Annotated in this window: 14 protein-coding genes and 1 pseudogene; 7 read left to right on the top strand and 8 right to left on the bottom strand. The window is 63.4% G+C overall.

Annotation, left to right across the window (positions count from 1 at the left end; genetic code table 11):
* Positions 1-232 precede the first annotated feature (232 nt).
* The 4 genes from EN949_RS00665 to EN949_RS00650 all read left to right on the top strand — a co-directional run bounded on the left by EN949_RS00665 (position 233) and on the right by EN949_RS00650 (position 5,806).
* Positions 233-1,612 (top strand): aspartate aminotransferase family protein, encoded by a 1,380-nt coding sequence (locus EN949_RS00665; protein WP_127365922.1) that lies wholly within the window; start codon positions 233-235, stop codon positions 1,610-1,612.
* A gap of 11 nt (positions 1,613-1,623) precedes the next feature.
* Positions 1,624-3,030, top strand: coding sequence for a glutamine synthetase family protein (locus EN949_RS00660; RefSeq protein WP_082826626.1), 1,407 nt, complete (start codon positions 1,624-1,626; stop codon positions 3,028-3,030).
* A gap of 80 nt (positions 3,031-3,110) precedes the next feature.
* Positions 3,111-4,346, top strand: coding sequence for a putative DNA modification/repair radical SAM protein (locus EN949_RS00655; protein ID WP_127365923.1), 1,236 nt, complete (start codon positions 3,111-3,113; stop codon positions 4,344-4,346).
* A gap of 2 nt (positions 4,347-4,348) precedes the next feature.
* Positions 4,349-5,806, top strand: coding sequence for a UdgX family uracil-DNA binding protein (locus tag EN949_RS00650; protein WP_127370822.1), 1,458 nt, complete (start codon positions 4,349-4,351; stop codon positions 5,804-5,806).
* Between the two features lie 62 nt (positions 5,807-5,868).
* On the opposite strand, the gene EN949_RS00645 is transcribed toward EN949_RS00650, so the two are convergent.
* The 4 genes from EN949_RS00645 to EN949_RS00630 form a co-directional block, all read right to left on the bottom strand.
* On the bottom strand, positions 5,869-7,134 hold the full coding sequence (locus tag EN949_RS00645) for a glycerate kinase (protein ID WP_127370821.1): 1,266 nt from the start codon (positions 7,132-7,134) through the stop codon (positions 5,869-5,871).
* Entirely contained in the window at positions 7,131-7,634 is a 504-nt protein-coding gene (locus EN949_RS00640) for a heme-degrading domain-containing protein (protein ID WP_013528233.1), read from the bottom strand. Before EN949_RS00640 ends, EN949_RS00645 begins: the two co-directional genes overlap by 4 nt.
* 193 nt (positions 7,635-7,827) lie before the next feature.
* Positions 7,828-9,144, bottom strand: coding sequence for a guanine deaminase (guaD, locus tag EN949_RS00635; protein WP_127366459.1), 1,317 nt, complete (start codon positions 9,142-9,144; stop codon positions 7,828-7,830).
* 1 nt (position 9,145) lies between these two features.
* A complete protein-coding gene (locus EN949_RS00630; RefSeq protein ID WP_013528235.1) occupies positions 9,146-10,363 on the bottom strand; it encodes a urate hydroxylase PuuD in 1,218 nt (405 codons plus the stop codon).
* A 131-nt stretch (positions 10,364-10,494) separates the two neighbouring features.
* Here EN949_RS00630 and EN949_RS00625 point away from each other — a divergent pair, with 131 nt between their 5' ends.
* The 3 genes and pseudogenes from EN949_RS00625 to EN949_RS00615 all read left to right on the top strand — a co-directional run bounded on the left by EN949_RS00625 (position 10,495) and on the right by EN949_RS00615 (position 13,795).
* Positions 10,495-11,415, top strand: a complete 921-nt coding sequence (locus EN949_RS00625) for a LysR family transcriptional regulator (RefSeq protein WP_013528236.1) — start codon at positions 10,495-10,497, stop codon at positions 11,413-11,415.
* A 124-nt stretch (positions 11,416-11,539) separates the two neighbouring features.
* A complete protein-coding gene (locus tag EN949_RS00620) occupies positions 11,540-12,547 on the top strand; it encodes an LLM class flavin-dependent oxidoreductase (RefSeq protein ID WP_127366458.1) in 1,008 nt (335 codons plus the stop codon).
* Positions 12,544-13,795: pseudogene (locus tag EN949_RS00615) on the top strand (LLM class flavin-dependent oxidoreductase). Before EN949_RS00620 ends, EN949_RS00615 begins: the two are co-directional and overlap by 4 nt.
* A 12-nt stretch (positions 13,796-13,807) precedes the next feature.
* Here EN949_RS00615 and xdhC read toward each other — a convergent pair.
* The 4 genes from xdhC to uraH form a co-directional block, all read right to left on the bottom strand.
* Positions 13,808-14,689 carry a xanthine dehydrogenase accessory protein XdhC gene (gene xdhC, locus EN949_RS00610; RefSeq protein WP_127370839.1) on the bottom strand — a complete coding sequence of 294 codons (882 nt, stop codon included), beginning with the start codon at positions 14,687-14,689 and terminating at the stop codon, positions 13,808-13,810.
* 74 nt (positions 14,690-14,763) lie between these two features.
* Entirely contained in the window at positions 14,764-17,118 is a 2,355-nt protein-coding gene (gene xdhB / locus EN949_RS00605; protein ID WP_127370840.1) for a xanthine dehydrogenase molybdopterin binding subunit, read from the bottom strand.
* A 190-nt stretch (positions 17,119-17,308) separates the two neighbouring features.
* Positions 17,309-18,790 carry a xanthine dehydrogenase small subunit gene (gene xdhA / locus EN949_RS00600; protein ID WP_127365730.1) on the bottom strand — a complete coding sequence of 494 codons (1,482 nt, stop codon included), beginning with the start codon at positions 18,788-18,790 and terminating at the stop codon, positions 17,309-17,311.
* 3 nt (positions 18,791-18,793) lie between these two features.
* A complete protein-coding gene (gene uraH / locus EN949_RS00595) occupies positions 18,794-19,168 on the bottom strand; it encodes a hydroxyisourate hydrolase (RefSeq protein WP_013528242.1) in 375 nt (124 codons plus the stop codon).
* Positions 19,169-19,252: the final 84 nt, after the last annotated feature.

Here is a 19,252-nt window from a genome sequence, read left to right as displayed (position 1 = left end):
GAGCACCAGATGCCGCCCGAGGCGAAGGCCGCGCTCGCCGACGACAGGAGCATCGCCACACAGATGACCGTCCTCATTACCCCTCCCCCCTCAATTCCCGCTCATATTGGCGCCGACTTCGGCAGCACGGTCAAGCGCCGCCGCCAAAGGCTGAGCCAACGCAGGACAGATGCGCGGCCAATTGCGGATGCAGACACGGATTGGCTAAGAGGAATCGACCAGAGGGGTTTTCATGCACAGCGATATGTCCAAGACGTCCATCGGCGGCATCGGCCGCGACCGCATTGCCGATCTGCGCGAGACCGAGGGGGCAGCCTTCCGCAAGGCGCGGCCGCAATCTCAGGCGAAGGTCGGCAACGGCCTGCCCGGCTTCTTCGGCGGCGTGCCGATGCACTGGATGAACGACTGGCCGACGCCGTTCCCGATCCTGGTCGACAGCGCCAAGGGCGCCACGATCACCGACATCGACGGAAACAAGCTCGACGATTTCTGCCTTGGCGACACCGGCTCGATGTTCGGCCATTCGCCGCCGCCGGTGGCGCGCGCCATCCGCCGCCAGGCCGGACGTGGCCTGACCTATATGCTGCCTTCGGAAGATGCGCTGGCCATCGGGCCGCTGCTGCAGCAGCGCTTCGGCCTGCCATTCTGGCAGATCGCGACGACGGCGACCGACGCAAACCGTTTTGCATTGCGCGTCGCCCGCGCCGTCACCGGCCGGGAGAAGATCCTTGTCTTCAACGGCTGCTACCATGGCTCGGTCGACGAGACGATGGTGCGGCTGATCGACGGCAAGCCCGTCAACCGGCCGGGATTGGCGGGGGAATTCCGCGACCTGACCCGTACGGCCAAGGTCATCGATTTCAACGATATCTCAGCACTCGAAGCCGCGCTTGGGGATAAGGACGTCGCCTGCGTCATCGCCGAACCGGTGCTGACCAACTCCTGCATGGTGCTTGCCGATCCGGGCTACCATGACGCCCTGCGCAAACTGACACGCCAAGCCGGCACACTGCTTCTGATCGACGAGACGCACACGATCTCGACCGGCCCCGGCGGCTACACGAGGAAATATGGTCTCGACCCGGACTTCTTCGTCCTGGGCAAGCCGATCGCCGGCGGCGTGCCGGCCAGTGTCTGGGGCATGAGCGACGACGTCGCCTCGCGCTACGCGGACTACAACAGGACCAAGGAGCCGGGCTATTCCGGCATGGGCACGACGCTCTCGGCCAACCCGCTGCAGTTCGCAGCGATGCGCGCCGCGCTTGAAGAGGTAATGACGCCGGAAAATTATGACCGCATGGATCACCTGGCGCGGCGGCTCGATGCCGGGTTGACCGGCGTGATCGATCGCTATCGCCTGCCCTGGCATGTTTCCCGTGTCGGCGCCCGCGTCGAGTTCATCTGCGCGCCCGGTCCGCTGCGCAATGGCGCCGAGGCGGAAGTGGCGCATGCGCCGGAACTGGAGGCCGCCATCCATGTCGCGCTGGTCAATCGCGGCGTGCTGATCGCACCCTTCCACAACATGATGCTGATCTCGCCGGCGACCACTGCGACCCAGGTCAACCGGCTGATCACCGCCTTCGGCGCGGTTGCGGCAAAGCTTGCGGCATGAGACAAGCGGCGATGGACCATCCCAATGCCACAATGACCTCACCTTCGGGCTCGACATCAGCCGAGGCGCACGCCTTTCTCGACGCCCATCCCGAGATCGAGGCCTTCGATATCGTGCTGACCGACGCCAATGGTGTCGGTCGCGGCAAGATCGTGCGTCGGCACGAGCTGAAAAGCATCTTCGAGGGCGGCCGCCACATGCCGATCTCGATCCTGGGCCTCGACATCACCGGCGAGGATGTGCACGAGACCGGGTTGATCTGGACGACCGGCGACGGCGATCTCAGGGCATGGCCGATCCCCGGTACGCTGGTGCCGCTCTACGGCACGAGCCCGCCGCGTGGCCAGCTGCTGATGGCGATGTACATGCTCGACGGCCGGCCGATGTCGTCGGATCCGCGGCTGGCGTTGGCTCGGCAAGTCGACATCCTGGCGGCCAAGGGCCTCTATCCGGCCGGAGCCTTCGAACTTGAATTCTTCCTGCTGGCCAATGAGCGCGACGCCGACGGCAAGGTGCAGCCGGCGCGCGCCGTGCTCGACGGCCGCGTCTCGGGCAAGACGGAAGTCTATTCCGTCGATCATCTGCACGGCATGGAGCCGCTGTTTTCCGACATCTATGCCGCAGCCAAGGCGCAAGGCATTCCGGCCGAGACGGTCATTTCCGAATATGCGCCCGGCCAGTACGAACTGACGCTGAACTACCGCAAGGATGTGATGCGGGCGGCCGACGACCTGGTCATGCTGAAGCGGCTGGTGCGGGCGCAGGCGCGCCGCCACGGCGTCACCGCCTGCTTCATGGCCAAGCCGATCGAGAAATACGCCGGCTCGGGCATGCATTTCCATGTTTCGCTGCAGGACAGAGCCGGCCGAAACGTCTTTGCCGAAGCCGGCGGCGAGAGCTGGTCGCTGCCGCTGCTGCAAGGGCTCGGCGGCCTCATCCAGACCATGGCGGAATCGATGCTGGTGTTTGCGCCGCACGCCAATTCCTGGCGGCGCTTCGTCTCGCAATCCTATGCGCCGGTGGCGCCGACATGGGGCGTCAACAACCGATCGGTGGCGCTGCGTGTGCCGGCCGGCGACGCCAAGAACCGGCGCATCGAGCACCGGCCGTCGGGCGTCGACGCCAACCCCTATCTGATCGCCGCAACCGTGCTCGCCGGCATCATCAAGGGCATGGATGAAGGGCTCGATCCGGGGCCCGAAACGACCGGCAACGGCTATGAGGCAGCGGTCACGCGCACAACCATGCCTGTCGACTGGCGCGCCGCGATCGAATCGGCCCGGGCGTCCAGCTTCCTGAAGAACGCGCTCGGCGAGGACCTGCACCGGACCTTCGTGGCGATCAAACAGTCCGAATACCTGCGCGTGGCACGCACGGTCAGCGAACTGGATTACCACCTCTATCTGCACGAAGTCTGAGGGCCGGGCGGGCGATCACTTTTTCGCCGTTTCCATCAAATGAGGTGGCATAAGGGCGGATAAGAACATATCATGAACGGATGAGCGCACTCACCGTCCGTGAAAAACTGGCTGTCCTCTCCGATGCCGCCAAATACGATGCGTCCTGCGCCTCATCGGGTGCGGCGAAAAAGGACTCGCTGGAATCAGGCGGCATCGGCTCCACCGAGGGCATGGGCATCTGCCATTCCTACGCGCCGGACGGCCGCTGCATTTCGCTGCTGAAAATCCTGCTGACCAATTTCTGCATCTATGATTGCAGCTACTGCATCAACCGTTCGTCTTCCAATGTGCGGCGCGCCCGCTTTGGCATCGACGAGGTGGTGAAGCTGACCATGGATTTCTACCGGCGCAACTACATAGAAGGCCTGTTCCTGTCCTCGGGTGTCGTTCGCTCGCCGGACGAGACCATGGGGGAGATGGTCGAGGTGGCGCGCCGGCTGCGCCTGGAGGAGAAATTCTCCGGTTACATCCATTTGAAGACCATCCCGGAAAGCTCGGCCGAACTGGTCGAGCAGGCCGGTCTCTATGCCGACCGGCTGTCGATCAATGTCGAACTGCCGACCGACGAGGGTGTGAAGCGGCTGGCGCCCGAGAAGAAGCCGGAGACAATCCGGCTTTCCATGGCCAGGCTGCGCCAGAAGATGGAGGAGAAGGCCGAGCCGACTTTGAAGACCAAAAAGCGCGAACGCTTTGCGCCGGGCGGCCAGTCGACGCAGATGATCATCGGCGCCGACAAGACATCCGACGACGGCATATTGCACACGAGCGCCCGGTTCTATGGCAGCTACCATCTGCGGCGGGTCTATTACTCGGCCTTCAGTCCGATTCCGGATTCGTCGTCGTCGCTGCCCCTGCAGAAGCCGCCGCTGATGCGTGAGCACCGGCTTTATCAGGCCGACTGGCTGATGCGGTTTTACGGCTTTTCGCAACCGGAAATCCTCGCCGGCAGCAGCGACGGCATGCTCGATCTCGCCATCGACCCGAAGCTGGGCTGGGCACTGCGCAACCGGGGGCAGTTTCCCGTCGACATCAATCGCGCCGACCGCGAAGCGCTGCTGCGGGTGCCGGGTCTCGGCACCAAGGTGGTGGCGAAGATTTTGGAGACGCGCCGGCACCGGCGCATGCGGCTCGAGGATGTCGGACGGATCTGCCAGTCGATCGCCAAGCTCAGGCCGTTCATCACCGCCGAAGGCTGGTCGCCTGGTGCGCTGACCGACAAGGCCGGCCTGCGCGACAGGATCGTCCACTCCTGCGAACAATTATCGTTGTTCTGATCATGCGGCCAGCGGAACTTGATCTCGCCAGATACAGAGTTCGGCTCGACAGCGAGACGGATTTTGCCGGCTGGCGTGACGCGGCACGGCGGCTGGCCTTGAATGAGGTCAGGCCCGAGGACGTCGACTGGCATGTCGCGCCAGGCTCTGATCAGGCACAATTGCCTGAAATGCCTGCGGGCGCGCAACTCGTCGTGCCGCGCGACTTCCTCGGGCATGCCGAAACGGCGTTCTGCCATTCCGATCCCGGCTGGTTTGCCTTTCTCTACCGAATGCTGTGGCGATTGCGCGACGAGGCTAAACTGCTGGAAATCGCGTCGGATTCCGACACCAGGCGGCTCGAGGCCATGGAGAAGGCGGTGCGGCGCGACAGCCACAAGATGCACGCCTTCGTACGTTTCCGGAAAATCGGCGACGGTGCCGATGAGCGCTATGTCGCCTGGTTCGAGCCGGATCATTTCATCGTCGAGCGCAACGCCAATTTCTTCGTCAGACGTTTCACCGGCATGCGCTGGACGATCCTGACCCCTTATGCCTCTGCCGACTGGGATGGCGAAAGGCTGGCGATCGGGCCGGGCGCGGCCAAGGGCGATGCGCCTGATCAGGACGATACCGAGGCGCTCTGGCGCACCTATTTCGAGAACATCTTCAACCCGGCGCGATTGAAGGTGAAAGCCATGCAGAAGGAGATGCCGAAGAAATATTGGCGGAACCTTCCCGAGGCCTCGCTCATTCCAGACATGATCGCAGGAGCGGACAAGGCCGCCAAGGACATGATTGCGAAGATGCCGACAACACCCGCGCCGCACCACGCAAAGGTGCAGGCACGGCATTGGCCGAAGCAGCCCGTCGAAGCACCGGAAGATGATGCAAGCACGATTCCGGAATTGCGCGAGGCAGCGAAAGGCTGCCGCCGCTGCCCGCTGTGGCGCGACGCGACGCAGACCGTCTTCGGTGAAGGCCCTGACAATGCCAAGGTGATCTTCGTCGGCGAACAGCCGGGGGATCAGGAGGACCTCGCCGGCAAACCTTTCGTGGGTCCGGCCGGCAAGGTGTTCGATGCGATCCTGGACGATGCCGGTGTCGACCGGCAAAAGGTCTATGTCACCAACGCGGTCAAGCACTTCAAGTTCGAGCCGCGCGGCAAGCGCCGCATCCACTCCAAACCGAATTCCGGTGAGATTCAGGCCTGCCGCTGGTGGATCGACCAAGAATTCGAGCTGATCAAGCCGAACCTCGCCGTGGCACTCGGCGCGACAGCGGCGATGTCGCTGCTCGGCAAGGCGATTCCGGTGACAAAGATGCGCGGACAAGTGATCGAGCGCGAGGACGGATTGCGCGTGTTCATCACCATCCATCCCTCCTTCATCCTGCGCATCCGCGAACCCGCGGACAAGGAGGCTGAACGCGAACGGTTCCTGCAGGACATGAAGCTGGTGAAGCGGCTGATGGCCGCCTGATTGTCTGTTTTGCGCGATTCCGGACGGAAAACCGCTTCACGGTTTTCCTGGAATTGCTGCGGCTATCTGATCAGAATTGCCCTGAGATCGTTGACATTCGTACCGGTCGGGCCGGGTACGAAGAGATCGTCAACCGCGTTGAAGGCCGTCCAGGCATTGTTGCCGGCAAGCATAGCCTTGGCGTCCACCCCGGCAGCGCGCATGCGCGACACGGTCGAAGCATCGGCAAAGGCACCGGCATTGTCTTCCGAACCGTCGATGCCGTCAGTGTCGGCGGCCAGCGCATTGATACCGTCGACGCCATTGATGCCGATGGCGAAGGCGAGCAGGAATTCCGAATTGCGGCCGCCCTTGCCTTTTGCGCGCAGCGTCACGGTTGTCTCGCCGCCCGACAGGATCAGCACCGGCTTCGAGAAAGGCCTGTTGCGCGTCGCCACTTCACGCGCGATCGCGGCGTGGACACCGCCAACCTCGCGCGCCTCGCCTTCGATGGCATCGGAGAGGATAACCGCCTCGACGCCTTGCCGTTTCGCTTCCGCAGCGGCGGCTTCCAGCGATACCCCGGCCGAAGCGATCAGATGCACCTCGTTGCGCAAAAAGCGCTCGTCATCCGGGCTTGGCGCATCGGCGGCCGACGAATTGATATGCGCCATCACCGAGGCCGGCAGTTTCATGCCATAGGCCGATATCGAGGCCAGCGCGTCGGCGCGGCTGCCTGTATCCGGTACGGTTGGGCCGGAGGCGACCATTGCCGGATTATCGCCGGGAATATCGGAGACGATCAGCGACACCACCCTGGCCGGCCATGCGGCCGCCGCCAGCCTGCCGCCCTTGATGGTGGAAAGGTGCTTGCGGATAGTGTTCATCGCCGCGATCGGCGCACCCGAGGCGAGCAGCGCCTCATTGACGGCGATCTCGTCGGCCAGCGTCAAGCTGCCGGCCGGCGACGGCAACAGCGCCGAGCCGCCGCCGGAAATCAGCGCCACCACCAGATCGTCCGCCGTCAGCCCTTGCACCTTCGCCAGCAGCCGGCGCGAGGCTTCAAGGCCGGCAGCGTCCGGCACCGGGTGCGCCGCCTCGATGATCTCGATGCGCTCGCAGGTCGCGCCATAGCCATAGCGGGTGACGACCAGCCCTTCGATGGGGGCGTCCCACACTTTCTCGAAGGCTGCCGCCATTTGCGCCGAGCCTTTGCCCGCGCCGATGACGATGGTACGGCCCTTGGGCTTGGCCGGCAGATGATCCCTGATGGTTCGTTCCGGATCGGCGGCGGCAACGGCGGCGTTGAAGATGGAGACGAGGAACAATTTGGGGTCGAGCACGGTCATTCGCCTTCCCGAGGCAATGCCAAGCCGCGCTTGTCGACGCCCAAATGATCGCACAGCGCATCGACGACGACGCCGTGATCCTCGCGCTCCGGCAGTCCGGAAACGGCGATGACGCCAATGACGCCGGTGCCCTTGGCGGTCACCGGAAAGCCACCGCCGGCCAGCACGTAGTCGGCAATATCCAGCCCTTCACCAATCTTGAAGGTGCGGTCGGGGCGCTGCTGTTCCAACACCATGCGATAGGTGCTTCTCAGGAACCGTTTGACCACATTGATCTTGCGCCGCGCCCAGTCGGGATTGGAAGCGTTCGAGCCCGGCAGCGCGGCGTAGAACAGCGGCCGGTCCCACAGCCTGATGTCGACTATGATGGGTAGATCTTCGGCGATTGCACGATCGCGAATGGCGGAGCCGATTTTGAAAGCGACGGCCTCGTCGAAGGTCGCGAAGACAAGGGTCTCTTCCTGTCTCTTGATCAGAGCGATGTCGTCAGCAACGGCCATTTTCTTTCTCCGAAATCGTCACACGTCGTGTGTACGACAAGCTCCGCTCGGTCAAGCTTCCGTGGCGTGGCCACCTTCTCCCGAGGGGAGAAGAGACGAGCACGGGCCTCGGCTTCCTCCTCTCCCCTCGGGGAGAGGCCGGATTGCCCCGAATTGCCTTCGCAATTCGGTTGGCAATCCGGGTGAGGGGGTCTTACCCCGCGCTCATGTCAGCCTTGGCTGGCCGCCCCGCCACATAAACTTCGCGGACGGAGCGGTCGTCGCCCAGCGTCTGCAGGAGAAACAGTTCCTGCGCCAGCGTCTCGACCGTCTCCATCCTGAGCCGCATTCCCGGCGTTGCCCTGGCGTCCAGCACGACGATGTCGGCGTCGCTGCCTTCGTCCAGCGTGCCTATCTTTTCCACCACCGACAGCGCCTCGGCATTGCCGCGCGTCGTCTGCCAGAAGGACTGGAACGGGTTGAGCTTTTCGCCATTCAGCGCGATCACCTTGTAGCCTTCGTCCATGGTGCGCAGCATGGAGTAGTTGGTGCCGCCGCCGACATCGGTGGCGGCGGCGATGCGGATCGGCTTGTCGCGTCGGCGAAAGCGCTGATAATCGAAGAGGCCGGAGCCGAGGAAAAGGTTCGAGGTCGGGCAGAACACCGCCACCGAGCCCGAGTCCGAAAGCGCATCCGCTTCGCGCTCCGTCAAATGGATGCAGTGGCCGAACAGGCTCTTTTTGCCTAACAGCCCGTAATGCTCGTAGACGTCGGTGTAGTCGCGCGCCCACGGGTAGAGTTCCTGCGTGAAAGCGATCTCGGCGTGGTTTTCCGACAGATGCGTCTGCATGTGCAGGCCGGGATGTTCGCGGCACAACACGCCCGCCATCTCCATCTGCTCCGGCGACGAGGTGATGGCGAAGCGCGGCGTGATGGCGTAGTGCTGGCGGCCCTTGCCGTGCCACTCCTTGATCAGCGCCTTTGTGTCGTCATAGCCGGATTGCGGGGTGTCGAGCACGCCGTCGGGCGCATTGCGATCCATCATCACCTTGCCGGCGATGTTGAGCATGTTGCGGTCATGCGATTCTGCGAAGAAGGCTTCGGCCGAGGCCTTGTGCACCGAGCAGTAGGCGGCGACCGTCGTGGTGCCGTGGCGCACCATTTCGTCGAGGAACAGCCGCGCGATGCGGCGGCCGTGCTGGGCGTTGGCGAACTTCGTTTCTTCCGGAAAAGTGTAGGTGTTGAGCCAGTCGAGCAGTTCGGCGCCATAGGAGGCGATGATCTGCATCTGCGGAAAATGCGCATGGGCATCTATGAAGCCGGGCAGCAGCAGATGCGGCCGGTGGTCGATCCTTTTCACCGTCTCGTCGGCTTGCTTTTCAACATCGGCATAAGTACCCGCGGCGACGATCCTGCCGTCACGGATCAGCAGTCCGCCATCCTCCTCGTAGCGCCAGGCGGAATGGTCTTCGAGAGTTTGCGGCCAGCGCACAAAGGACAGCGTGCGGCCGCGCAGAAGTGTCGAATTCATGCTATTTCCCTGCGCCTTCGAACCAGGCCACCAGCAGCGCCCGTTCCTTGTCGGTGATCTGAGAGACGTTGGCGGGCGGCATGGCGTGGCTGCGGCCGGCCTGCAGATAGATTTCGCGGGCGTGGTTGGCGATATCCGCATCGGTGTCGAGCATCACGCCCTTGGGCGCATGATAGATGCCCTCATAGACCGGCTCCGCCGCGTGGCACATCGAACAGCGGCCGAGCACGGTGTCGCGCACCGCCGGGAAATGCGCTGAAGCGACATAGACTTGCGCCGACGCGGATTCCTTGGGTTCGCCGGTCAGCACTTTCGGCGCGGTCGACAGCCAGATGATGACGATGAACAGGACGAGTGCCGCCATCCAGGTCCAGGTCGGATTGCCCTTGCGCGCATGGACCGAGTTGAAAAAGTGCCGGATCAGCACGCCGATGATGAACACCAGCGAGGCGATGACCCAGTTGAACTCAGTGCCGAACGCCAGCGGATAGTGGTTCGACAGCATCAGGAACAGCACCGGCAGCGTCAGGTAATTGTTATGGAGAGAGCGCTGCTTGGCGATCTTGCCGTATTTCGGGTCGGGCTTGCGGCCGGCGATGAGGTCGGCGACGACGATCTTCTGGTTGGGGATGATGACCATGAAGACATTGGCCGACATGATCGTGGCGGTGATGGCGCCCAGATGCAGGAAGGCGGCACGGCCGGTGAACAGGTGGGTCAGTCCCCAGGCGATGAACACCAGCACGCAATAGAGCACCAGCATCAGGCCGGTGTCGCTTTTTCCGAGCGGCGAGCGGCACAGCAGATCGTAGACCACCCAGCCTACGCCGATCGTTGCCAGCGACAGCAGGATACCGACCGGCACCGACATCGGCAGCACGTTCGGATCGATCAGGAACAGATCGGCTCCGGCATAATAGACGACGCACAGCATGGCGAAGCCGGAAAGCCAGGTGGCGTAGGATTCCCATTTGAACCAGGTCAGGTGTTCCGGCATTTCGGCCGGCGCCACCAGATATTTCTGGATGTGATAAAAGCCGCCGCCATGCACCTGCCATTCCTCGCCGAAGGCGCCGACGGGCATGCCGGGACGCTGGCGCAGGCCGAGATCAAGCGCGACGAAATAGAACGACGAGCCGATCCAGGCGATGCCGGTGACGACATGCAGCCAGCGCACGGCAAAACTCAGCCAATCCCAGAAAATCGCGAAATCCATCATTGAAATCGTCCCTGCCGATTGGGTGACTTTACGGGCTGGAGCGCAAACGGAAAGAGGCGAGGCGCACGAGGACTTTCAAAAAAAAATGGAAAATACTAGGTTGATCCTGCAAACCGGCGAAGGTGCTCCGCATGGCCTATCTCGACAACATCGCCGTCTTCGTTCGCGTCGTTGAACTCGGCAATCTGTCGGCGGCCGGGCGCGACATGCGCATTTCGCCGGCGGTCGCTTCCAACCGCATCAAGGAACTGGAGAAGCACCTTGGCGTGCGGCTGTTCAACCGCACCACGCGGCAATTGATGCCGACCGAGCATGGCACGGTTTTTTACGGGGGCGCCAAGCAGGTGCTGGAGGCAATCACCGAGGCGGAAGCGGCGGTCTCTGCCCTTTCCGGCCAGCCGCGCGGCACCATCCGCGTCACGGCACCGCTCGGCCTCGGCCGCCGGCTGGTCGCTTCGGGCATCCCCGATTTCCACGACAAATACCCTGATATCGAGGTGCGGCTCAGGCTCTCGGACCACAATGTCGACATCATGAAGGAAGGCATCGACGTCGCCTTCCGGCTCGGCATCATCGAGGATTCCAGCCTCAGGATGCGCGGCATCATGGAATGCGAGCGCGTGCTGGTGGCGGCGCCGAAATATCTCGAAGCGCGCGGCGAACCGTTGGAGCCGCAGGAGCTGATCGGCAAGAAGCACGACTGCCTGATGCTGCGTTATTCCGGCGCGCGCGAATATGTGTGGACGCTGCAGACCCCCACCGGCCCGCAGAAATTCGAGGTACACGGGCCCTACGACACCGACGATGGCGACGTGCTGACCGGCTGGGCGCTTTCAGGCCGCGGCATCATCAACAAGCCGCGCTTCGAGGTCGAGCCATTCATCCGCGATCGGCGGCTGAAGGTGATCCTGCCCAGCACGCCACCGACACCGGTGCAGTTCGCCGCCGTCTATCCGCACAAGAAGCTGCAGGACCCAAAAGTGCGGCTGCTGCTCGACTTCATGGCCGAGCGCTGCCAGCGGCTGATCAACGATCTGCTTGCTGGCAAATAAAGGCTGGCCGGCAAATAGGGACTGGCCGGTAGGTGAGCGGCGGTTTGGCCCAGCGCCGGCGGTTGCCATCCCAGGATGTGGCGAACATAGTTCGGGTGGCATTTCATCTCATAGGGAACCCTCGATGGACAACGGCGCCACAATGCATCTTGCCGTTTCGCTCGCCGATCCATCCCTCGAGACTGGGTTGGAATTCAGCCGCCTGGCTGGTTTCGTGCAAAAGGCTGAAGCAGCCGGGCTGGACATGGTGCTGCTTGCCGATGCCGCGCCAGCGTCCGAAAGCGAAGCCGCGAACAAACGGATGCCCTTCGAAGCGACGACCTTGCTGGCCGCTCTGGCGACTGTCACAAGCAGGATCGGCTTGGTTGCCGCTGCCTCGACAAGTGCCCACCAACCCTACAATCTGGCACGCCGTTTCGCTTCGCTCGACGTTATCAGCCACGGCCGCAGTGGCTGGAACGCAACCATGACGCAAGCGCCACGGGAAGCAGCCAATTTCAGCCGGCCCGAAGGATTTTCGCCTAACGATTTCCGCCGTCGCAGTGAGGAATATATCGGCATCGTGCAAGGTCTGTGGCAGGGCTGGGATGCGGACGCGCTGCTGTTCGACCAGAGCGGCGGCCGCTTCCACGACCCCGAAAAGATGCACCTGCTGGAGCACAAGGGCGAATTCTTTTCCGTGCGCGGACCGCTGAACGTCGCCCGGTCGCCGCAGGATACGCCAGTGCTCGTCTTGTCGGGCCTGCAGGAATCCGACTTCGATATTGCCACTCGCACCGCCGATGTCATCCTGCTGGACGGCGGACTGGTGGAGGGCGCGACCGAACGCTATGACGATATCAGGCGCCGTGTCACGGCGTGCGGACGCACTCCCGATGCTGTGAAAGTGCTGACGAACGTCGCGCTTATCGCCGATAGTAAGCCGGCTGCCGTCGCCGAGAGGCTGGAAAAGGAATTCCGGGCGAGAGGCTGCGACGGGTTCAACATCCTGATGCCGGAACAGCTTTCTGCGCTCGACGATTTCGTCGGCTTGGTTCTGCCGGAACTACGGCGGCGTGGCCTGGTTCGAGAAAGCTATCGCGGAAAAACGTTGCGCTCGCATCTCGGGCTTGCCGGCGGAGGTGACCGATGACCGCTCGCCAGATGAAGCTCGGCGCCTTTCTGTGGGCGACAGGTCATCACATCGCCGCCTGGCGCCACCCCAAGGCGCACGTCACCGCCGGCATAGACATCGATCATTACATCCAGCTGGCGCGCACGGCGGAGGCGGCGAAGTTCGACATGGTGTTCTGCGAGGACGCCGCCGGCCTGCGTGAAGCCAATATCGGCATTGCCAGCCAGACGTCGCGCTCGATCGGTTTCGAGCCGATCAGCCTGCTCTCGGCGCTCGCCGTCCAGACCAGCCGCATCGGCCTCGTCTCGACAGCGTCGACAAGCTACAACGAGCCCTATGGGCTGGCACGAACCTTCCTGTCGCTCGACCATCTGAGCGGCGGCCGGGCCGGCTGGAATCTGGTCACCTCGGCCAGCCCCCATCGAAGCAGCCAATTTCGGCGCGACGGGCCTCAAGCCCCATGCCGACCGCTACGAACGGGCGCGCGAGTTTGCCGAGGTGGTGACCGGCTTGTGGCACGGCAAGGCTTCCGGCCATAACGGCCAGAGCTTTTCGGTTCGCGATCCGCTCGACCTGCCGCGCTCGCCGCAGGGCGCGCCGGTGATGGTTCAGGCCGGCGCCTCGGATGTCGGCCGCGACCTTGCCGCCCGCACCGCCGATGTGGTGTTCACGGCGGCGCAGACCTTCGAGGAAGCCAAGGCCTTCTATGACGATCTCAAAGGACGTCTGCCGGCCTACGGGCGCGAGCCGGACGACATCAAGATCATGCCGGGCGTCGCACCGGTGGTGGCGGAGACCGAAGCGGAGGCCCGTGAAAAATACGAGGAATTGCAGGAGCTGATCCCCGACGATGTCGGCGTGGCGCTGCTGTCCAGCTATCTCAGCATCTCCGATCTGTGGCGCTATCCGATCGATGGGCCACTGCCGGAACTGCCGGAGAGCGAGGGGATGAAGAGCAGGCAAGCGCTGGTCATCGAGCAATCGCGCCGCGACGGCCTCTCCATCCGCCAGCTCGCCCGGCATTTTGCCGGCGCGCGGGGCCATTGGCGCATCGTCGGCACAGCGGCCCAAGTCGCCGACGAACTGCAGGCGCGGTTCGAGGGTGGCGCGGCCGACGGTTTCAACGTCATGCCCTCATATTTCCCTGGGGAACTCGATGCCTTTGCCACGCTCGTCGTGCCGGAGTTGCAGCGGCGCGGCCTGTTCCGGACGGAATACCAGGGCCGCACGCTGCGCGACCATCTGGGTTTGAAACGGCCGGTTTAGCTGCGGCGCAGCTTAGCCTGCCATCACCCTGCCATGCGGAATTTGATGGTCGGCATTAAAGGCTGCGTTGTGATTGACCAGCGCCGTCATGATCTCGGCCGCAGCCAGCGCCGCGATGACCTGAGGGCGCTTGTCCTTGACGGTGTCGCCGCCAATTGGCGAGACGAGGCGGGCAAACTCGGCTTGGCTGCCGTCCGCCGATTTCAGGAACCAAGTCCTGAACGTCGCTTTCTTGGTCTTCGAGCCGATCATGCCGACATAGGCGGTGTCACCGCGTTTCAGCGCTTCCGCGACGATCAGGAAATCCAGCGCATGATCGTGGGTAAGGATGGCGAAGGCGGCGCCGGCGGGGGCATTCCGCACCATCGCTTCCGGCATAGCTGTCAGCCGTGTCTCGATGGTTTCGGGCATGCCTTCCAGTGCTTCGGCCCGCGTCTCGATGACGATGCCGTGCACGGGAAGAAGTGCGATCGCCGATGCCAGCGCCTGGCCGACATGGCCGCCACCGAAGATGTAGACGTACGGCAGGTGCGCCTCCTCGGCTTCCGCGGCCGCAACCAGGTCGCCGGCAAGCGCAGCATCGACGAGCCGGATCAAGACTTCGACGCGCCCGCCGCAGCATTGGCCGATCTCGGGACCCAGCGGGACGTCTAGGATAGCGCAGACTTCGTCAACCTCGATGCGGACTTCTTTGCCCAACATCTGCCTGGCCTTGTCGATTGCCATATATTCGAGCTGACCGCCGCCGATGGTGCCAAAGATCGCCGTCTGCGAGACGAGCATGAAGGCGCCCTTCTCGCGTGGCGTCGAGCCTTTTGTTCCGGCCACTTCGACCAGGGCAACCCGACCGGCGCTGGCGAGAAAGGCTTTCAGGCTTTGCACTTTCGAGTTCATGGTTCACGTTCCCGAATGGGAAATATAGGTTTTTTCGGCCCGGATTGCACGCATTGCCGACCCTGGGGCCGGATTCAGGCGCCGGCCTCCTTCTTCAGCCGCTCGATCGCCATCAGAACCCGCTCCGGGGTCGCCGGAGCATCGAGGCGCGGGCAGATCCTGTTGTCGGCGACACTGGCCACCGCGTCCGATAGCGCATGCAGCACCGACATGCCGAGCGGGAACGGCGGCTCGCCGACCGCCTTGGAGCGGTGGATGGTTGGCTCGCCGGCTTCCGGCCAGTCGGCCAAGGTGACGTTGAAGATCTTCGGCCGGTCGGAGGCGAGCGGGATCTTGTAGGTCGACGGCGCATGCGTGCGCAGCCGGCCCTTGGCGTCCCACCACAGTTCTTCCGTCGTCAGCCAGCCCATGCCCTGGATGAAGCCGCCCTCGATCTGGCCGATATCGATCGCCCGGTTCAGCGAGCGGCCACAGTCATGGAGAATATCGGTACGCTCGACCATGTATTCGCCGGTCAGCGTGTCGACCGAGACTTCCGAGCACGAGGCGCCATAGGCGAAATAATAGAAGGGGCGGCCCTCGCCCTTGTCGCGGTTCCAGTGGATTTTCGGCGTCTTGTAGAAACCAGCCGCCGACAGCTGGATGCGGGCCATATAGGCCTGCTTGACGAGGTCGGCGAAGGCGATTTCCTGGTTGCCGATGCGCACCCGGTTGGGCAGGAACAGCACCTGATCACGCGGCACCTGATATTTTTCGGCGGCGAAATCGGTCAGCCGATCCTTGATCTGGCGCGCGCCATTCTGCGCCGCCATGCCGTTGAGGTCGGAGCCGGACGACGCTGCCGTAGCCGAAGTGTTCGGCACCTTGCCGGTCGTTGTCGCGGTGATCTTCACCTGGTCGAGATCGATCTGGAACTCTTCCGCCACCACCTGCGCCACCTTGACGTAGAGGCCCTGCCCCATCTCGGTTCCGCCATGGTTCAGGTGCACCGAACCGTCGGTGTAGACATGCACCAGCGCGCCGGCCTGATTGTAATGCGTGGCGGTGAACGAGATGCCGAACTTGACCGGCGTCAGAGCCAGGCCCCGCTTGATGAAACGGCTGTTGGCATTGAAGGCCGATATTTCACGCCGCCGCCGCGCATAGCTCGCGCTTTGCTCAAGCTCGGCGACGATGCGCTGGATGATGTTGTCCTCGACCGTCTGGTGGTAGGGCGTGATGTTGCGGCCCCCCTCGCGACTGGTGCCGTAGAAATTCTTCTTGCGGATTTCGAGCGGATCCTTGCCGACGGCAAAGGCCACCTCGTCGATGACGCGCTCGGCGCCGACCATGCCTTGCGGGCCGCCGAAACCACGAAAGGCGGTGTTCGACACGGTGTTGGTGTAGAGCGGCGCCGACTGCGCATGCACCGCCGGCCAGAAATAAGTGTTGTCGCAGTGGAACAGCGCGCGATCGGTTACCGGGCCGGAAAGGTCCGACGAAAAACCGCAGCGCGCCGCGAACATGAAATCGACGCCGAGGATGTTGCCCTCGTCATCGAAGCCGACCTCGTAATCGACGAGGAAATCATGACGCTTTCCGGTGGCGATCATGTCGTCGTCGCGGTCGGGCCGGATTTTCACGGCGCGATGGTGCTTCTTCGCGGCGATCGCGGCCAATGCGGCAAACTGATTTCCCTGCGTTTCCTTGCCGCCGAAGCCGCCTCCCATGCGGCGGATTTCCACCGTGACGGCATTGCTCGGCACGCCGAGCGCATGGCTGACCATGTGCTGGACTTCGCTTGGATGCTGGGTCGACGAATAGATGGTGACGTCCTGATCCTCGCCAGGAACGGCCATGGCGATATGGCCTTCGAGGTAGAAGTGTTCCTGGCCGCCGATGCGCATTTTTCCCTTTAGCCGGCGCGGCGCCTGACGGATCGCCGTAGCGGCATCGCCGCGCTTCAGGGTGAGAGGCGGCGTGACGAGCTTGTCCTTCTTCGGATCGAGCGCGCCGATGTCGGTGACGAAAGGCAATTCCTTGTATTCGACCTTTGCCAATCTTGTGGCGCGGCGCGCCTGCTCGCGAGTTTGCGCAATAACGCAGAAGATAGGCTGGCCGTAGAATTGCACCTTGCCGTCAGCAAGCACCGGCTCGTCGTGGCGGCCGGTCGGCGAAATGTCGTTTTCGCCCGGCACGTCACTGGCCGTCAGCACGTCGACAACGCCGGGCGCTGTACGCACCGCCGAGAGATCCATGCTGGTGATGGTGGCATGCGTGGCACCGGAAAGCCCTAGGCAGCCATGCAGCGTGCCTGATGGTTCCGGCATGTCGTCGATGTAGACGGCGGTACCGCTGACATGTTTGTGCGCGGAATCGTGGCGCTGATCGGTGGCGACGCCGCCAGCGATCTTTTCAGCCTTGAGGTTGGGGGCAGCGTGCTTGTTCATCGAGTGCCTCTTTTCCCTTCTCCCCGTTCACGGGGAGAAGGTGGCCCGAAGGGTCGGATGAGGGGCGACGCTGACCGTGACTGGTTTGCAGATACCGATCGACGACGGCGCCGCCCCTCATCTGCCTGCCGGTATCTTCTCTCCGTGAACGGGGAGAAGGACGCTATTGGTTTGCTGGCGCTGATATGCATCACGCCGCCTCGTGCCGTGAGACCTGGAATGGCGCCTTGGTGCCGCTGGTCTCGGCAAAAAAACGCAACAGCAGGTTCTTTGCCGCCAGCGCCCGATATTCGGCGCTTGCCCGCATATCGGTCAGCGGCGTGAAATCATTGGCGTATTCGGCCATGGCCGCCTCGACCGTGGCCTCCGTCCAGGGTTTGCCGAGCAGGGCGTGCTCGACACCGAGGGCCCGTTTAGGTGTCGCTGCCATGCCGCCATAGGCGATGCAAATGTCGGCCACCGTGCCGTCCTTGGCCAGATCCAGGAAAAACGCGCCAAGGGCCGCGGTAATGTCCTCGTCGCGACGCTTGGTGATTTTGTAGACGGCAAACTTCGTTTCCTTGGCCGGCACCGGCACATGCACCGCCTCGACGAATTCACCCGGCTGTCGATCCTGTTTGCCGTAGGCGATGAAGAAGGTTTCCAACGGGATCGTCCGCTGCTTCTTGCCCTTGCGCAAGGTGAGACTTGCGCCAAGTGCGATCAATGGCGGTGGCGTATCTCCGATCGGCGAGCCGTTGGCGATGTTGCCGCCGATGGTGCCCATGTTGCGCACCTGTTCGCCGCCGATGCGATCGAACAATGGCCCCAACGCCGGGATGCGCTTCGCCAATGTCGCGAAGGCGTCAGTGTAGGTGACGCCGGCGCCGATCGAAATGACGCCCTTGTCTTCCGAGATGGTGCAAAGCCCGTCGAGATCGCCGATGAAAATGGCCGGTGAAATATCGCGCATGTGCTTGGTCACCCACAGGCCGACATCGGTCGAGCCGGCCACGATGGTAGCGCCGGGTTCCTTGTCCAGCACGGCGGCGAAATCGTCGACATCGGCCGGCACGACCAGCCGCGCCTTGCCGGTTCCGATCTCGACCCGGGCGCCGTCACGCATGGCCTCGAGCCTCGCGGTGATCGCCTTGCGTTCCGTGGCCAGCGGGTCCTTTGCCGCCTTGCCGTAGCTGGAGATGGCCTGCGCGGCGCGCATGATCGCCTCGTAGCCGGTGCAGCGGCAGAGATTGCCTTGCAAAGCCTTTTCGACATCCGCGTTCGAGGGATCAGGCGACTTCATCCACAAGCCATAGAGCGACATGACGAAGCCTGGCGTGCAGAAGCCGCATTGCGAGCCGTGGAAATCGACCATCGCCTGCTGCACCGGATGCAACTGGCCGGGTGAACCGCGCAGATGCTCAACCGTCACGACATGGGTGCCGTCGAGCGAGCCGAGGAAGCGGATGCAGGCATTGACGCTTTCATAGACCAAGCCGCCCTCCGACAGCTTGCCGACCAGCACGGTGCAGGCACCGCAGTCTCCCTCGGCACACCCTTCCTTGGTGCCGCGCAGCGAACGGTCGAGCCGCAGCCAGTCGAGCAAGGTCGCGTCGGGTGCCACGGACGAAAGCGCCACATCCCTGCCATTGAGAATGAAGCGGATTTCGTTGCGGATGCTAATTTTGGTCATGCCTCAGCTCCCCCTGTAGGTCGAGTAACCGTAGGGCGAGACCAGCAGTGGCACATGATAGTGCACAGGCTCGGCCATGCCGAAGCGGATCGGTATCACATCGAGAAAGGCGGGTTTCGGCAGGCTCAACCCCTGCTGGCGCAAATAGTCGCCGGCGGCGAAGACCAGTTCGTATTCGCCGGTGCGGAACTCCGCGCCGGCGAGCAGCGGCTTGTCGCAACGGCCGTCGGCATTGGTGAGAACGGTCTTCAGATGTGTCCGCGCCTTGCCCTCGAGGTGATAGAGCGCGATCGACAGTCCCGCCGCCGGCTTGCCGGTCGCCGTGTCGAGGACATGGGTCGTCAGACGCCCGCCGTCGGCTTTCGACGTTTCTGCCATTGGCCGCCTCCCATTTCCGGTACGAGCGAATTGGCCCGGTACGGTCAAGTATCAACAGTGAATTGTGCGCCAATTAAAGGCGAT

This window comes from Mesorhizobium sp. M7A.F.Ca.US.007.01.2.1 (assembly GCF_003998165.1).
GTDB lineage: Bacteria > Pseudomonadota > Alphaproteobacteria > Rhizobiales > Rhizobiaceae > Mesorhizobium > Mesorhizobium ciceri.
Note: the sequence above shows the minus strand (reverse complement) of the source record. Positions and strands in the feature narration are given on the sequence as shown.

Excerpts from the sequence above, each read along its gene's own strand:
- uraH (WP_013528242.1), bottom strand. The coding sequence starts at position 19,168 with ATGGCAGAAACGTCGAAAGCCGACGGCGGGCGTCTGACGACCCATGTC.
- EN949_RS00625 (WP_013528236.1), top strand. The coding sequence starts at position 10,495 with ATGGCCTATCTCGACAACATCGCCGTCTTCGTTCGCGTCGTTGAACTC.
- EN949_RS00650 (WP_127370822.1), top strand. The coding sequence starts at position 4,349 with ATGCGGCCAGCGGAACTTGATCTCGCCAGATACAGAGTTCGGCTCGAC.
- EN949_RS00660 (WP_082826626.1), top strand. The coding sequence starts at position 1,624 with ATGGACCATCCCAATGCCACAATGACCTCACCTTCGGGCTCGACATCA.
- EN949_RS00630 (WP_013528235.1), bottom strand. The coding sequence starts at position 10,363 with ATGATGGATTTCGCGATTTTCTGGGATTGGCTGAGTTTTGCCGTGCGC.
- EN949_RS00665 (WP_127365922.1), top strand. The coding sequence starts at position 233 with ATGCACAGCGATATGTCCAAGACGTCCATCGGCGGCATCGGCCGCGAC.
- EN949_RS00640 (WP_013528233.1), bottom strand. The coding sequence starts at position 7,634 with ATGGCCGTTGCTGACGACATCGCTCTGATCAAGAGACAGGAAGAGACC.
- xdhC (WP_127370839.1), bottom strand. The coding sequence starts at position 14,689 with ATGAACTCGAAAGTGCAAAGCCTGAAAGCCTTTCTCGCCAGCGCCGGT.
- xdhA (WP_127365730.1), bottom strand. The coding sequence starts at position 18,790 with ATGACCAAAATTAGCATCCGCAACGAAATCCGCTTCATTCTCAATGGC.
- EN949_RS00655 (WP_127365923.1), top strand. The coding sequence starts at position 3,111 with ATGAGCGCACTCACCGTCCGTGAAAAACTGGCTGTCCTCTCCGATGCC.
- EN949_RS00620 (WP_127366458.1), top strand. The coding sequence starts at position 11,540 with ATGGACAACGGCGCCACAATGCATCTTGCCGTTTCGCTCGCCGATCCA.
- guaD (WP_127366459.1), bottom strand. The coding sequence starts at position 9,144 with ATGAATTCGACACTTCTGCGCGGCCGCACGCTGTCCTTTGTGCGCTGG.
- EN949_RS00645 (WP_127370821.1), bottom strand. The coding sequence starts at position 7,134 with ATGACCGTGCTCGACCCCAAATTGTTCCTCGTCTCCATCTTCAACGCC.
- xdhB (WP_127370840.1), bottom strand. The coding sequence starts at position 17,118 with ATGAACAAGCACGCTGCCCCCAACCTCAAGGCTGAAAAGATCGCTGGC.